Origin of the sequence: Sphingomonas profundi, assembly GCF_009739515.1 — a bacterium.
Classification (GTDB): domain Bacteria; phylum Pseudomonadota; class Alphaproteobacteria; order Sphingomonadales; family Sphingomonadaceae; genus Alterirhizorhabdus; species Alterirhizorhabdus profundi.
The window spans coordinates 362,482-377,742 of record NZ_CP046535.1; the positions used below are offsets into that span (position 1 = coordinate 362,482).

14 protein-coding genes and 1 pseudogene are annotated in these 15,261 nt (G+C 64.3%); 10 read left to right on the forward strand and 5 right to left on the reverse strand.

Annotated elements, in window-relative coordinates:
* Positions 1–100 precede the first annotated feature (100 nt).
* Positions 101–2,014, reverse strand: a complete 1,914-nt coding sequence (locus GNT64_RS01680; RefSeq protein WP_156677948.1) for an AI-2E family transporter — start codon at positions 2,012–2,014, stop codon at positions 101–103.
* Positions 2,015–2,361: 347 nt separating this feature from the next.
* On the opposite strand from GNT64_RS01680, the gene GNT64_RS01685 reads away from it, so the two are divergent.
* Positions 2,362–2,871: a ferritin-like domain-containing protein gene (locus tag GNT64_RS01685; protein WP_156677949.1), complete on the forward strand. Its 510-nt coding sequence runs from the start codon at positions 2,362–2,364 to the stop codon at positions 2,869–2,871.
* 300 nt (positions 2,872–3,171) lie between these two features.
* Here the strand turns inward: GNT64_RS01685 and GNT64_RS01690 are convergent, their stop codons facing one another.
* A complete protein-coding gene (locus tag GNT64_RS01690) occupies positions 3,172–4,446 on the reverse strand; it encodes a spinster family MFS transporter (RefSeq protein ID WP_156677950.1) in 1,275 nt (424 codons plus the stop codon).
* A gap of 231 nt (positions 4,447–4,677) precedes the next feature.
* Between GNT64_RS01690 and GNT64_RS01695 the strand changes: the two genes are divergently transcribed.
* The 5 genes from GNT64_RS01695 to GNT64_RS01715 all read left to right on the forward strand — a co-directional run bounded on the left by GNT64_RS01695 (position 4,678) and on the right by GNT64_RS01715 (position 10,200).
* Complete coding sequence (locus GNT64_RS01695; protein WP_156677951.1) at positions 4,678–6,978, forward strand: TonB-dependent receptor; 2,301 nt, start codon at positions 4,678–4,680, stop codon at positions 6,976–6,978.
* Positions 6,979–6,985: 7 nt separating this feature from the next.
* Positions 6,986–7,528 (forward strand): FAS1-like dehydratase domain-containing protein, encoded by a 543-nt coding sequence (locus GNT64_RS01700; protein WP_156677952.1) that lies wholly within the window; start codon positions 6,986–6,988, stop codon positions 7,526–7,528.
* Complete coding sequence (locus GNT64_RS01705) at positions 7,528–7,962, forward strand: hotdog family protein (RefSeq protein ID WP_156677953.1); 435 nt, start codon at positions 7,528–7,530, stop codon at positions 7,960–7,962. Before GNT64_RS01700 ends, GNT64_RS01705 begins: the two co-directional genes overlap by 1 nt.
* Positions 7,959–9,485, forward strand: a complete 1,527-nt coding sequence (locus tag GNT64_RS01710; RefSeq protein WP_197277230.1) for a class I adenylate-forming enzyme family protein — start codon at positions 7,959–7,961, stop codon at positions 9,483–9,485. Before GNT64_RS01705 ends, GNT64_RS01710 begins: the two co-directional genes overlap by 4 nt.
* A 76-nt stretch (positions 9,486–9,561) precedes the next feature.
* On the forward strand, positions 9,562–10,200 hold the full coding sequence (locus tag GNT64_RS01715) for a TetR family transcriptional regulator C-terminal domain-containing protein (RefSeq protein ID WP_156677955.1): 639 nt from the start codon (positions 9,562–9,564) through the stop codon (positions 10,198–10,200).
* A gap of 212 nt (positions 10,201–10,412) precedes the next feature.
* On the opposite strand, the gene GNT64_RS01720 is transcribed toward GNT64_RS01715, so the two are convergent.
* The gene (locus GNT64_RS01720; protein ID WP_156677956.1) at positions 10,413–11,306 is read right to left on the reverse strand and encodes an MOSC domain-containing protein; all 894 of its coding nucleotides are present in this window, start codon (positions 11,304–11,306) and stop codon (positions 10,413–10,415) included.
* Positions 11,306–11,905 (reverse strand): Rid family hydrolase, encoded by a 600-nt coding sequence (locus tag GNT64_RS01725; protein ID WP_197277232.1) that lies wholly within the window; start codon positions 11,903–11,905, stop codon positions 11,306–11,308. The genes GNT64_RS01720 and GNT64_RS01725 overlap by 1 nt, the downstream gene beginning before the upstream one ends.
* 211 nt (positions 11,906–12,116) lie before the next feature.
* Between GNT64_RS01725 and GNT64_RS01730 the strand changes: the two are divergent.
* From GNT64_RS01730 to GNT64_RS01740, 4 genes and pseudogenes are all read left to right on the forward strand, one after another.
* Positions 12,117–12,470: pseudogene (locus tag GNT64_RS01730) on the forward strand (IS21 family transposase); the annotation flags it as partial.
* 172 nt (positions 12,471–12,642) lie between these two features.
* Positions 12,643–13,002: an ATP-binding protein gene (locus GNT64_RS01735; RefSeq protein WP_277873255.1), complete on the forward strand. Its 360-nt coding sequence runs from the start codon at positions 12,643–12,645 to the stop codon at positions 13,000–13,002.
* Positions 12,986–13,153, forward strand: a complete 168-nt coding sequence (locus tag GNT64_RS22150; protein WP_277873256.1) for an ATP-binding protein — start codon at positions 12,986–12,988, stop codon at positions 13,151–13,153. The genes GNT64_RS01735 and GNT64_RS22150 overlap by 17 nt, the downstream gene beginning before the upstream one ends.
* Positions 13,154–13,513: 360 nt before the next feature.
* The gene (locus tag GNT64_RS01740) at positions 13,514–14,053 is read left to right on the forward strand and encodes a diguanylate cyclase domain-containing protein (RefSeq protein ID WP_156677958.1); all 540 of its coding nucleotides are present in this window, start codon (positions 13,514–13,516) and stop codon (positions 14,051–14,053) included.
* Positions 14,054–14,080: 27 nt separating this feature from the next.
* Here the strand turns inward: GNT64_RS01740 and GNT64_RS01745 are convergent.
* Positions 14,081–15,228, reverse strand: a protein-coding gene (locus GNT64_RS01745) for an IS3 family transposase (protein ID WP_156677959.1) whose coding sequence is annotated in 2 segments (ribosomal slippage) — positions 14,081–14,967 and positions 14,967–15,228 — 1,149 coding nt in all. Because the reading frame shifts where the segments join, the coding sequence is not laid out codon by codon here.
* Positions 15,229–15,261 lie beyond the last annotated feature (33 nt).

Sequence of the window (15,261 nt, forward strand, 5' to 3'; positions counted from 1 at the left end):
GGAGTTTGGTTGATTCTAGCGGAGCGCTTGAATTGCTTCAGCGTCAGCAAGCTAGAAAGCAAACGGGGCTTTGAACTCGGCCACGCGTGCAGGTGGGCCATCACGTCACGTCCGCCAGGGCGGCGTCTTCCGGTGTCGTGATTGCCGCGATCGCGTCCTCCAGCGAGCGAACATAGCTGTTCGCCCCGACCGCCTGCTGGATGCCACGATCGCCGAGCACCGCCTCGCCTTCAGGCCACAGGCCGACAACGATCCGCGCGGCCGGAGCGCGCTGGCGTAGGCGTCGGACCAGGTAGCGCACGTGTGAGGGCGACCCGGCCAGTTCGAGATAGGACAGCATGATGACATCGAAGCCGGCGAGATCGAGCTGACCGATAGTGTCACGCCTGACGGCGCTGTGCGGGACCATGCGCGCGACGACACCGCGTTGCTTGAGCAGCTGGATCAGCATCCCCGAGACGGCATCGTCGAACGGTCCGCGACCCGACACGCAGGCGATCGTGCCTACGCCCTTGTCGCTCGCGATCGATCCGGCCTGCTCGGTTGGCCCGGTCGCATCGACATGATCCTCAAGGTCGCCGATCACCGCCAGCATCGCAAGGCTCATCTGCCGGGCCCGGTCGCGGTCGATCGTGCCGCGCGCCTCGTCCTCGGCGGCCAGCTTCAGGCCCTTGAGCACGACGCCGTCATAATAGTCGACCAGAGAACGATCGGCGAGCAGCAGCTCCGCCTGTGCCAGCGCCTCGTCCGGGTTGTTGGCAAGCACGCGCTGGTAGAAGCTCTCGACCGGAGACAGCGCCGGGCGGTCTCCCAGAAGCACGTCGAAGAACTCGAGGCTCTTCACGTGCCGCCCCATCACCACCAGGCAGAGCGTGAGCGGCGTCGACATGATGAGGCCGATCGGACCCCATAGCCACGTCCAGAACACGGCCGAGACGATCACCGACACCGGCGAGAGCCCGGTCGAGTGGCCGTAGAGCAGTGGCTCGACGACGTAGCCGACCAGCGGCTCGACCACCACGAAGAGCAGCGCAACGTAGATTGCCATCGACCAGCCCGGATCGACCGCCGCGCCCAGGGCTATCGGCGCGACGGCGGCAAGGAACGAACCGATGTACGGCACGAAGCGCAGCAACCCCGCGAGGATGCCCCACATCGCCGGCGACGGGATACCGATCGCCCACAGGCCGAGCCCGATGATGACGCCGAAGCCGGTGTTCACCGCCAGTTGCGACAGGAAGTATTTGCTGAGCCGCTTGCCGGCATCGTCCATAGCCAGCGTGGTGCGATGGAGGTCGCTCGATCCGAACAGGCGGATGAAACGATCGCGCAAATCCTCCTTCTGCATCAGCACGAAGATGGCGACGATCAGCACGATCACCGTCGTTTCGAGCGGGCCGAGGATCGGCTCCAGGATGGTGCGCGCGAGCGTCAGCGGCGAGGTCTGCGGCTGCGCCATCTCGACCAGCACGGGCCGGCGCGAGACGGAAGCGGCGGGCGTGCCGGCGGCCGGAGGCGCTAGCGTGGCCGGGGTGGCACCGTCCCTCGCGCGCACGGCGGGCTTGGTCCCGCCGCCCAGCTCCTTGGTGAGCGAGGCTAGCCGGGCGACGGCGAAGCCCTGCACACCCTGCACCTTCGCCTCGATCGTCTTGGCGTATCGCGGCGCATCGGCCGTGAGGGCCGCCGCCTGGGAACCGATCAGCGTGCCGATCAGCCCCATCAGGCCGAGCGCCGCCAACACCGTGAGGATCACCGCCGGCGCTCGCCAAAGGCGCAGCCGCTGGAGCAGGTCCACCACCGGCGACAGCACAAACGACAGCATCACTGCGAGCATGATCGGGATCAGCACGTCCTGCGCGAAGTAGAGCGCCGCCACCGACAGCGCCGCCACCGCGATGCCAAGCAGGCTCTTCAGCTCCGGCGACGAGACGCCGGGCACCCGCGCGGCACCGGGCGTCGTCTCGCTGCTGCCGGTGACGACATCCTTGTAGCCGGCCACGTCATCACCGCTCATTACCTATCCTTCAATGATGCGGTTTTCCGCGAGACCGTTGCCGAACCCCTGATGGCCGCGATATCGACAAGGCGCGCCGCGTCGGCCGTTGTCCACCATCTTTTAATGCCTTCCCGACGGGTTTCACCAATCAGGTCAAGTAAGGCTCGAACTGGGGGCGCGCTTCGGCTAACCCGCGGTCGCCCGTCCGGAAGATGCTGGCGATCCCGTCGCCAGGCAACGAGCCCGCAGAGAGCCACACTCACGACCCCTTTTCGGCAGCGCTGAGAGGCGGAACATCGTATCCTTCTGTTCGCTAAACGGAATGTCACGGCTGATCTGGCCGGTGGCACCCGAGGAGCGCTGCCATGTCAACCCCTGAGGATCTCAAGGACATCTATACCGACGAGCTGAAGGATCTATGGTCCGCCAACGACCAGATGAAGCGGCTGTTGAAGAAGATCTCGACCAAGGCCAGCGATCCGCAGCTCAAGGAAATGCTGACGAAATCGCAAGAGGGCATCGATAAGCACACCGACGTGCTCAAGGAACTGATCGCCGGGCAGGACGAGAAGGTCTCTAAGGAGCATTGCAAGGGTATGGAGGGCCTCGTCACCGAGGCGACCAAGCATGTCGTGGAGGAAGGGCCGGAGAAAGGACCGCTGCTCGACGTCATCATCATCGCGCAGTACCAGCGGATGACGCATTACGGCATCGCCGGCTTCGGCACCGCCGCCGCCTACGCCAAGGCGCTCGGCCTGAAGGACGACAATAAAAAGCTGCGCGACGCCACCAAGGAAATCTACGGCGGCGACGAGTATATGACGAAGCTCGCCGAGACCGCCGTCAACCTGCACGCCGAGGCTGCGGGCGATTGATCCCCCAGGCCCGCCGGTACGCCGGCGGGTCACCCTCGATCATCTGAAGGACAGCGGATGTTCGAGTTTTCGCCCTACCATATGGCCCTCGCGGTGCTCGGTTGCGGCCTGATCGTCGCTTACTGGCTGCCCCGCTTCGTCTCGGGGCGAGAGCCCGCCGCCTCCACCCTCCTGATCCTCTCCGGCATGGGGTGCCAGCACGCTGCTGCCGGGACAGCCGGTATACCCGCCAGGACGTCAGCCTGTCCTCAGCTTTACTCCGGATCAACTCGCCCTCTGCGCGTTACACGCTAGAGCCGGCTAAGCTTGCCGGGCAGAGCGTGCCGCGCGGAGCAGCAGTAGTGCCGCCAGCCCGGTTCCGATCAGGCCGAGCAGCAATGCCGTCCGCAGTCGCTTGGCAGGCTCGCCTGTCGCTACATCGCTGATCGCGCCGATCAGCGGTGGTCCGGCGCCGTAACCCGCGAGAGTGGAGATCATCACCAGCAGCGCAGCGGCGGTCGCGCGAGTCTCCGGTGCGACGCGGGACTGCGTCGCCGCAATCGTCATCGGCCCGGAGGCGGAAGTGGCGCCATAGGCCAGCGCAGCGAAGATGCAGAAAAGTGTGAAGGATCGACTGCTCAGCGCGGCGACTAGCAACATAATGCAGAGCCCGTGCCCCGCTGCCGCCATCAAGATCGGAGCGGCCATCGTCCTGCGCGAGAGCATATCGGCGATGCGCCCGGTGAGGATCATGACGGCGGCCGAGATCAGCCCGGTGGCGAGGCCAAGGCCTTGCCCCACTTCCGCCTTGCCGAGCGCGAACGTGCGGACCGCATAGGTAGGCGCCCATATGACAATCGCGAACATCTCGATGCTGCCGAGCGCGGCGGCAAACGCCACCCAGCGGTAGAACGGATCGCAGAAGAGCCGGGCGAAGGTGGCGAGGAGCAGGCCGACCGCTTCTGCCGGCGACCGTGCGCGCGTCGCCGGGGGCGTCGCGCCGGGCTCCATCGCGCCGCGCACCGGCTCGCGTATCGCCAGCACCAGCACCAGCGCGAGCAGGAGGCCGGGTGCCGCCGCCGCGACGAAGGTCCAGCGCCAGCCGATCGCCTCGGCGACGATGCCGCCGATATAGAGCGAGATCAACGTGCCAGCCGGAACGGCCGAGAAGAAGATCGCCGTCACCGTGGCCCGTCGCTCGGGCGGATAGAGATCGCCGATCAGTGACAGCGAGGCGGGATAGCCGCCCGCTTCCCCGATCGCGACGCCGACGCGTGCGAGCGAGAGCTGGACGAAACTGCCGGCGGCGCCGCACGCGGCAGTCATGATGCTCCACGCGACAAGGCATCCGGCGAGCAGCCGGACGCGATTACGCCGATCCGCCAGATAGGAGAGCGGTATGCCCATGAAGACGTAGAGGAGCGCGAAGCTCGTGCCGGAAACGAAGCCCAGCTGCCAGTCGGCTAGGCCGAGGTCGCGCTGGATATCCGTTGCGACGAGGGCGATCACCTGCCGATCGACATAGCTGACGAGGCAAACCAGATAGAGGATGGCCAGCACATGATGCGGGCGTGTCGCTGCCTTCCCGCCGCTCACCGCTCTCTCCGACTTGTTATGGCGATAATGCTAAGTGGATTACCGGCCGGGTCAACCTTCGGTACGCGATCCGAACTCAGCCCTGATGAAAAGAATAGTAATGCCCGACCCATGCCTCCACTTGACGGTGGCTGGCGACTTAAACATTATGGTCAGCATAAATAGGGTGACCTGCAGAAGCGGGGTGCCCGGACCGTCAGGAAGACGGCGAAATGCAGGAGGGGTGAGACCATGCTCAGAACAAGTTCGTCCGTGCTGGCGCTTTCGCTGGGGCTGCTGCCGGCGTCGGCCTTCGCCCAGGCCACGGCGGCGTCGGGCAACCCGCCGGTTTCCGCCACGCCCGACGCGGCGGCAAGCCGCTCCAGCGAAGCGGCCGGTGATGGCCTTACGGACATCGTGGTGACGGCGCGCCGTCGCGCCGAGCCGCTCCAGCGCACGCCTGTCGCGGTTTCCGCCATCACCGCTGCCGATATCGCCTCGAAGCATGCCGTCACGATCGTGGATGTGGGCAAATCCATTCCGAACGTCAGGATCGACTCGGTCGGCTCGCAGGGGCGTGCCGGGATGCTCTCGATCCGCGGCGTCAACTATGCGCGGCCCGACATGACCGGCGATCCGTCGGTCGCCTTCTATGTCGACGGTCTCTATCAGACGCGCTCGACGCTCAACATCCTCGATCTGTTCGACATCGAATCGATCGAGGTGCTGCGCGGTCCGCAGGGCACGCTGTTCGGCCGGAACGCCTTCGCCGGCGCGGTCAACATCCAGTCCAAGCGGCCCGATCTCGATCGCTTCGGCGGCGAGGCGGAAGCGCGCATCGGCAATTTCGGCCGTCACGAACTCCGCGCGGCGCTGAACGTACCGATCGTGGCGGACGCGCTGGCGATGCGCGTTTCGGGCTTCTACGGCAAGTCGGATGGCTATTACCATCTCATCAACCAGGGTGGGAAAAGCTTCGGCGGCGACGACAACATCACCGGCAAAGTCTCCTTCCTGTGGACGCCGAGCGACAGCTGGAGTATCTTTCTAAAGTACGAGCATGTCCGCGACCGGAGCGACCCCACGCCGAACAAGAACTCGTCGCGTTCGACTCAGTTATTCGGCAACCTTCCGGGCGATCCGCCTAACCTAAACATCGGCGGCCGTTACGACGTGAACTTCAATCTGCCGAAGGGCCAGCGCAGCTTCGTCGACCTGAACAACGTCGTCCTGAACGTCACCAAGGATCTGGAGGGCGGCTCGCTCAACCTCATCAGCGGCTATCAGGCCGCGCGGGACGGCCTCATCACCGATCCAGGCAGCGGCAACCAGCCCTACCTTAACAGCTATTATCGCACACGGGTGGACGCCTACAGTCAGGAGGCGCGCTTCACCCACGAGATCGGCGACATCGGCCAGTTCATCGTCGGTGCTTATTACCAGCGCGACGAAGTGACCTACGGTGCGATCACCTATTCGACCTACCGGCCGCTGCTCGGCACCAATGCGCAGGTCGACACCAAGCAGAACCGCGACAGCTGGGCGATATTCGGCGAGCTGGAGCTTCGTCCGATCGATCGCGTGCGGGTGAATTTCGCGGGGCGGCAGATGTGGGAGGACAAGGAGTTCTTCTTCCTGCGTCGCCTGCGCTCGTCGGCGATGGATTTCGCCGACTTTCTGCCGAAGCCCGCGACCTATGCCCGGGACAATGAAAGCTGGACCAACTTCTCGCCCAAAATCTCGGCGGACTGGCGGCCGACGGACGATATCATGCTCTACGCATCATGGACGCGCGGGTTCAAATCGGGTGGCTTCGCTTCCATCTCCACATCGATTGCGGCCGCCGGCCCCTATGATCCGGAAAAAATCGAGACCTATGAGGTCGGGATTAAATCCTTCCTCTTCGATCGCAAGATCCGCCTGAATCTCACCGGCTTCTGGAACAATATCGACGATCTCCAGCGGCAGGTGAACTTCACGGTAAACGGCGTGACCAACAACCTCGTGTTCAACGCCGCCTCCGCCGTGACGAAGGGCTTCGAGGCGGAGCTTGAGACGCGGCCGGTGCGCGACCTCACGCTGCGCGCTTCCGCCGGCTATACCGACGCCTATTACAAGCGTTTCTGCGCTGCCTTCGGGCTGCCCGGCACCGCCTGCAACGATGGCGCGAACGGCGGTGCCGGTACGTCGGGTGCGGTCGATAACAGCCGGCTCAAGCTCTACAACGCGCCGAAGTGGCAATTTTCAGGGGGTGGCAATTACGAAGTGGAGCTCGGCGACATCGGCAGCCTGACCTTCTTCGCGGACGTGAGCTACACGTCCGCGCTGTTCACCACCGACAATAATCTGGACAGCCGGCGTGGGCCGATGACGCTCGTCGACACCAGCTTCCAGTGGACCTCGGCGAACAAGAATGTCTACGCTACCATCTTCGTGCAGAACCTGTTCAACGAGATCGACGTGCAGCAGCAGATTCGCGCGGGTAACACGCTGAGCATCCTCAACTACACGCCGCCGCGGCGTTACGGCGCGTCCGTCGGCATTAAATTTTAGGATCGACATGGCAGACGCATCCACCCCCCGCGACGAGAGCGGGATGAGCCTGAACTTCGGCACCTATGAGGAAGCGCTCTCCTGGATCGGCCGGACGACGGAGCCGTTCGAGAGCGAGTTCGCCGTCAACGTGCCGATGATCCGCTACTACTGCGCCGCGCTCGAGGATGCCAATCGCAGCTATTGGGACACGGATTTCGCAGCCGAGCATTGGGGCGGCAGTGTGGCGCCGCCTGGTATGCTCCAGACCTGGACGATCCCGCTCCAGTGGCGGCCCGACGGCAAGCGCGCCATCTCGGTCATGGCGGCGAAGGTGCCGCTTCCCGGCGACAAGCCGATCAACGTGACCACCGACTTCGAGTATTTCGAGCCCGTGCGCGAGGGCGACCGGCTGGTGATGACCGATCGGCTGGAAGCGATTTCCGAGGAGAAGACGACGCGCGTCGGCACCGGCCACTTCATCACCTCCATCACCGAATATCGCAACCAGGCCGGCACGCTGCTGGCGCGCAGCACCAACACGCTCTTCCGCTATCGGAGTGAAGGCTGATGCTTCCAGGGCAGCTCTACGCCGGCGACGTGAGCGTCGAGACGACGATCCCCGTCTGCACCATGGACGTGACCTACAAGACCGCGATCCTGCACGTCGCCGCCGGGTGGGACTATATGCCGGGTCATCATGAACCAGCGTATGCCGTGCGCCAAGGCACCGAGAACATCTACCTCAACACGCTCTTCCACCAGAGCTTCGTCGATCGCACGATCACCGACTGGTCCGGCCCGCTCACCTTCCTGACGCGACGCAGGATATCGATGCGCGACCAGATCTATCCAGGCGACCGGATCGAGGGCTATGCCCATGTGACAGGCGTGCGCACCGGCGATCGCGGCGAGGCGCTCGTTGATGTGGCGGTGACGATTCGCACGCCGCGCGCCGATGCGTGCGTGGCGACCTGCACGATCCGCCTGCCGGAGCGGCCGTGAGCGAGGCCGGCCTATCGGCCGCCGCTTGGTGCCGGCGGATCGGCCGCAGCCACGCGCTGAACCCGGCGCTCATCGATGGCGCGCGACAGCGCACTTATGCCGAACTTGACGCACGCACCGATCGGCTCGCGCGCGCTCTGATCGCGGCCGGCGTGGGCCCCGGGGACCGGGTGGCCGCCTTGCTCTACAACGGCGCGCCGCTGATCGAGCTCTACTTCGCCGCGGCCAAGGCGCGTGCGATCCTGCTGCCGCTGAACTGGCGCCTCGCCGCGCCCGAGATCGCCTTTATCGTCGAGGACGCCACGCCGAAGCTGCTGTTCGTCTCGCCAGGGCTGGCACCGCTCGCCGATGGCCTCGTCAGCCACGCGCGCCGCATCGCTGTCCCGGACGAGCCCGCCACGGACGATCCGTTCGAGGCGCTGGTCGCCGGCGATCTCGATTCACTCCCGGGGGCGGAGCCCGACGACCTGTGGATAATGCTCTATACAAGCGGCACGACAGGCCGGCCGAAGGGCTGCCTGCTCGATCAGCGCGGGCAATTTGTCTCGGCGCTCGCCTCCGCGCTGCTGTGGCGCGCGCAGCCGCACGACAAGGTGCTCATGGCGCTGCCGCTCTTCCACGTCGGCGGGCTTGGCATCCTGTTCGCGCATATGATCGTCGGCGCCTGCACCGTGATCGCGCCGCGCGTGTGCGACGGCGCGCTCGCCCGCGACATGATCGCCGATTATGGCTGCACCCGCGCGGCCATCGCGCCACAGCTTTACGCGCGGATGCTGGAGGTACAGGCGGAAGTGCCCCGACCGCTCGCGCTCGACCTGGTCAGCATGGGCGGCGGCATGCACGAGCCTGCGCTGGTGGCCGAGGTGCGGGACGCGCTGGAAACCGACATCCTGCTCGGCTACGGCCAGACCGAAGCCGGCAATTTCATCTCTTACCTCACCGCCGCCGAGCAATTGGCGCGGCCCCGCTCCTGCGGGCGAGCGATGGCGCATCTCGACGTGGCCGTGCTGGATGAAGCCGGCCGACCCGTGCCGGCGGGGGCGAGCGGCGAACTGGTGGTGCGCGGCGCGAGCGTGCTCCGCCGTTACTGGAACCAGCCCGAAGCGACCGGGCGCACGCTGCGTGACGGCTGGCTGCGCACCGGCGACCTCTTCTCGATCGACGAGGCCGGCTACCTGACATTGCTCGGCCGGCTCAAGGATCTCATCAAAAGCGGCGGTGAGAATGTCTACCCGAAGGAGGTGGAAGCCGTACTGGACGCTCATCCGGCGATCACGGAGAGCTGCGTGTTCGGCGTGCCAGACGATCAATGGGGCGAGGCGGTAAAGGCGGTGATCGTCATCCGACCCGGCCGGACGCTCACCGCCGGTGAAATCGTCGCCTGGTGTCGCGATCACATCGCAGGCTACAAGCGGCCGCGCTACATCGAATTCGTCGATGCGCTGCCACGCAGCGACGCCGGCAAGCTGCTGATGCGCGATCTGCGCGCGCGCCCTACCGGCCCGGAGCATTGGACAGGCTGAGGCGGCACTTGCCACCGGGCCGTCGCATCCGCATGGAGCACCGGCACCGCGTGAACGGCGTGCATGCGAGGAGCAGATGCCGAAGCTGGTCGATCATCGGGAGCGACGCCGCGAAGTGGCGAGGGCGACCTCGGCACTGATAGCGGAAGCCGGAGTGGGTGCGATCACGATACGGGCGATCGCCGATCGCCTGAACTACAGCACCGCGATCGTGCAGCATTATTTTTCGAACAAGCGGCAGCTGCTTCTGTACACGCTGCGGATGGAAGGCTCGCTCGGCCACCACCGCATCGAGGCGGCGAGCGCGAACGATCCCGGCGATCTCGTCGGGATGCTCGCCGCGATGATGCCGCTCGATCTGGCGCGCACCAAGAGCTGGAAGACGTGGCTCGCTTATTGGAGCAGCGCGATGCTTGATCCGGATATCGCGCTGGAGCAGCGACGCCTGTTCGACTCCTTGCGCAGCCTCATCACGCACAGCCTGCGCTATCATGGCCGCGGAAGCGACCTGCGTCGCGATATCGATACCGAATTGGTTTCCCGCCGCCTGCTGGCGCTGGTGCACGGCATCGGCATGGAGGCAGTGTGCCACCCGGACGACTGGCCGCCCGATCGCCAGCTCACCGCCTTGGTCGACGAGATACGCGACCTGACCGGCCTCGACCTGCATGACGGCTTTGCCGAAGAACGCGAGCGGCTAAGGCGCGGCCTCTAAGGCGGAATCCAGAAGCCTAGAGTTTGGTTCATCAGACGTGAGTCGGTGAGAGATTCACAAGAGGGTTGCGATCTGATTCAAGCTACCTCGAAAACTCAGGCTATGCGTTGGAGTAAACAAAAATGCTCTAAGTTTGGACACTCGTTTCTGCGCTTCGGCGAGCACGAAGTTATCAAGCATCCATCTACGGTATTACCTCTGCGATCGGCGGTTCATGGCAGGAGCGTCAGCACATCTCCGACCTTGACATGGCCTGGATTCCGAACGTTGCAATAGGCGCTCAGGCATTGTGCCATTTCGCGCACGATGGTGCGGGTGATCGTGGGGTCGCGTGGCAAGCCTCCCAGCTGTTCGGCTGCGATCATCGTGCAACGCGGACATTCCATGATCACGTCCAGCTCCGCGCTGCCGATCCGCACGCTGTGCCCAATCCATTCCCGTTCGAGCACATCGTTGCCGTCGCTACCATCATCGAGCAGGAAGTTGGGGCGAAAGCGGCGCACGTCGAGATCTACCCATGGCAGATGGCGCTGAAGGTGGCGGATCGACGCCGCGGCGAGAATGTCGATCGGAAAGGCATCGAAGTACGTGCCGCGCGGGGCCGCAAGTTCGGTCAGCTCGCGAAGCAACGGCGCCGGCACCCTGCTGATATCCGGCAGCGGTTCGCTCGGCTCCAGCCCAAACATCATCCGCATCTCACTAGCCACGTCGCCGGTCACCATGGCGCCGGGGCCGAGCCGCAGATGCTCGACCTCATTGACCGGCTGAAGCGGCCAGAGCGTGACGGGCTTGCCAAGCCATTGCGAAAGATGGTCATTGGCGTGCACATCGTCCGAGCGAATGGTGTCGCCGTGTGGCAGGGTTATCTCGACATGGGGCACCAAGCCGGCGTCCGTATTGGCGATGTAGCGGGCAGAGCAGAGTAGCAGCTTCGGCAGGTAGCGGGCGCTGCGGATCGCCCCCGCTCGCTCGTCGCGCACGGCCCAGCCGCGGTCCAGCGGCATACCGCGCGAGCCCACCTCAGTGGATTCCATCTGCTCACCGCCCATGGACTTGACCGGGTAACGCCAAATCTCGACTACACGCAGCGGCCGGGTCGTCATCATCAGTCGACGGTTTCTTTGCCGAGATACGCCGTCGCCCGCACCTCGGCGCGCGCGCCGGTAATGCCAAGCCGGGCGACGCCGATCGCCGTCCACGCGGGGTGCGGCACGCCCATGTAGCCGGCACGCACCGCGTTGAAGATGTGCAGGTCTGCGACGAGGTCGCCCGAGACGTGGAAGCTGTCGAGCGCCACAATATCGGCCGTAGTTGCGCCCTCGCAGGCAAGCAGCGCGGCAATCGTTCGGAAGGTGGCATGATATTCTGCTTCCGCATCGGGGAAGGCGCGTCCCTTCTCGTCCGCGCCGATTACGCCTGATATATAGATGAACGAGCCGGCGCGAACTGCCGGGGAAAACTGGAAGGCATCGTAGAGCGCACGTTCCTCGCACTCGAAGACCGGTCGTGCGTGGCGCATGTCGAACTCCTTTTCCCAGATGGGCTGCAGAATACCGAACAGGTCTGAGCGGCCTACTCCGCTAAATGTCAGTGCCGACTCCCCGAATTCCAGCCGGGTGAGATCCGCTTCGCGGCTGAGTGCCGTAAGCTTGATGCGCGCCACATCAAACCGGCCCACCTGTCCGGCGCCAAGGGCCCACTCCATACAAGCGTCCAATATCGACCCCCTTCTTGCTAGTTTCAAAGCGGCATGAGGACAATGACCGGCATGGGTGCTAAATCCGAGGGAGGCCGCCCCCGCATTCCGAAATGATGCTGCCTCCTTGGGGCGGTGTCGGTCGGGGTCCACTGGCGGGGTTAGGTTCGCTCCTTTGAGTTGTCCGAAGGAGCGGCTGATACCGGCGGAAGGGGTGAGCATGCGGCGTGTCCGCGAGATGTTGAGATACCGGGCCGAGCAAGGTTTGGGGTACAAGGAGATATCGTTGCGCGTCGGCGCGGTGCCATCGACGGTGCGCGAGACGCTGAAGCGGGCGGCGGCGGCCGGTCTGGTGTGGCCGCTCGGAGACGATGTCAGCGACACAGCGCCGGAGGCCGCGCTCTACCGCGAGCCCGGCAACAAGACCGGCTACCGACGATGCCCGGAGTCCGACTGGGGCCGGCTCTACCGCGGAATGCAGCGCAAGCATGTGACGCTGCAGATCCTGTGGGATGAATATTTCGCGGCGCACCCGGACGGCTATCGTTACAGCCGTTTCTGCGACCTTTATCGCGGCTGACCGCCTGACCCATCCCGAAAGGCTGGCGCTGCTACTCGACCGCGAATAAAGTTTCCGGCACGACCGTAAGCTCGCCGCCCGCCTGCGCGTCGCCAAACTGCGCCACTAGGCGACACCCGAGGATATTGACGATCGCAGCACGCGTGGGCTCGACCGCGCGCTGCTCATGAAGCTGATCGCGGGTGACTGGATCGCGACGCACGACAATCTCGTCATCACCGGGCCGACCGGCGTCGGCAACAGCTGGTTGGCCTGCGCGCTCGGGCACAAGGCATGTCGCGATGACTGTTCGGTCCTCTACCAGCGCGTGCCGCGGCTCTTCGCGAACCTGGCGCTCGCCCGTGGTGAAGGTCGTCATGCCCGGCTCCTGCGCACGCTCGGCAGCGTCCAGTTGATGATCCTCCACGATTGGAGCTGGAGCCGCTGGACGCTCTGGCGCGCCACGATCTGCTCGGGATCTCGAAAAGCGATATGGTGGGCGCTCGACCCTCGTCACCAACCAGCTAGCCGTGACCGCCTGGCATGAGGTCATCGGTGACCCGACCTATGCCGACGCGATCCTCGACCGCCTCGTCCACAACGCCCACCGGCTCGATCTCGACGGCGACAGCATTTGCCGGATTAAAACTGACCTCGACCGCTTGACGCCGACCTGCGAACGAAACAACAACCATTAGTGCCAGTACGGCCCCGTCTTCGAGGGGGCGACATTATTTCTGAATAACGAGGTACGATCTTTTCGGAAAGAGGGGGCGCTTCGTCGAAAGCGGCAGCCAGCCCACTTCGTGGCGTTGCGATAGCATTTCTGCCAATCATTCATGCCGGCATTTCGACGCAAGCGCGGATGGAAGTTTAAAGCTGGAGCCCCTTCGATCAAGGTTCTCTGACGTTTGTCGCCCGTTTTTTTGATCACGAGGCTAAAAGTTCCGACACGAAGCTCGTCGACTTCAACGCCTGTGACGATTCGCCGAGAGCGTCGTCAGCGTTAACTCCATCTTTTCTCGTCAGTTTTAGGAAGCGAGCTTGATAGCGGTAGGATGATGATGCGGCACGATTCGATTCTCGAAGGCGGGACCGCCGCAGCTTCGTCTTCCCGGATTCTGGACGCGCTTCAGCATCCGGTTCTGGTCGTAGATGCCGACAGCGTAATTACTTATGCTAACTCGGTAGCGGCGGTCAGCTTAGGCGGCTGGATCGTCGGGTTGACGCTCGATGACATCTTTTCCGATTATCTTCGTCCTGCGTCGATCGACGCTGGGCCATCGAGCATGAAGCTTACGACGTTGCAGGCTGAGATGTTCGAGGCGTTGTTCAACCCGATCGGCGGCGGCGACGCTTGCATCAGCCTTTGGCCAGTTTCCGCTGCCTTGGATCAGATGCAGCCCCAAAATGACGACCTGACGGGGCTCGCCTTGCGGAACACCTTCATGGCGACGCTTGAGTGCGCACTCTCCGACACCGCCGAGGGACCCGGTTCGATCGCCGTACTGTGCCTCGATCTCGATCGCTTCAAGATTATCAACGACACGCTAGGACACGGCATCGGCGATCAGCTGCTCAAGAAAGTGGCGGATTGAGCTGCTGCCGGTTCCGTGGACACGAGGTTAAGCTACCTGCGCCTGCCGTTCGAAGTCCATGGGACTGAGATAGCCCAGGGTCGAGTGGCGTCGCGTCGGATTGTAGAAGCGCTCGATATAGTCGAACACGTCGGCCTTTGCGTGATTGCGCGTGCGGTAGATTTTGCGGCCGATCCGCTCGGTCTTCAGCGATGAGAAGAAGCTCTCCATGGCAGCATTGTCCCAGACGTTGCCCGACCGGCTCATCGAGCAGGTCACGCCGTTGTCGGCCATCAGCCGCTGGAACTTCTCGCTCGTATATTGGCTGCCCTGATCCGAATGGTGCAGCAGGGCGTCGGGCTTTCCGCGCCGCCAGATCGCCATCATCAACGCGTCGGTGACGAGTTGCGCGGTCATGGTGTCGCTCATCGACCAGCCCACCACCCGGCGTGAAAACAGGTCGATGACGACGGCAACATACAGCCACCCTTCTGCGGTCCAGATGTAGGTGAAGTCCGCGATCCACCTCTGGTTGGGTGCCTCGGCGCTGAACTGGCGATCAAGGAGGTTGTCGGCGATGACCGACCGCAGGCCGTCGTCCTTCGGCAGCCCGCGGCGCCGCGGACGGGCCTTCAGGCCATGCACACGCATCAGCCGTTCGATACGGTGCAAGCCACATGAAAGGCCTCCGGCCAGAAGGTCGTGCCAGACACGACGCGCACCGTACGTCCGATAGCTGGAGATGAAGCTGGCGCGGACCCTGGCGCCGAACTCCTCATCGCTGCGGGCACGGGCACTGGGTGCTCGAACCAGCCAAGCGTGAAAGCCGCTGCGCGAAACACCGAGCGCTTCGCAGATCCACGATACGGGCCAGATCCCCCGGTGCTTCGCTACGAACTCGAACCTCATATCGAGTCCCTGGCGAAGTAGGCCGCCGCTTTTTTTAAGATGTCGCGCTCCGCCTTCATCCTGGCTAACTCGCGGCGCAGCCGCTCAATCTCTTGGCTCTCCGGCTTCATCTCGCCGTCCCCGGGAAACGCTGATCCCGGATCGGCCGCCTCTTCGCGAACCCACTTGCGCAGCACGTTCTCGTGCAGGTCCAGATCGCGCGCCGCCTGCGATACCGAAACGCCCCGTTCTCGCACCAGCTTCACCGCCTCGAGCTTGAACTCGCGGCTGAACTTACGTCGTTGCATCTCCATCCTCCGGTTCCAAAAACACCTTATCTC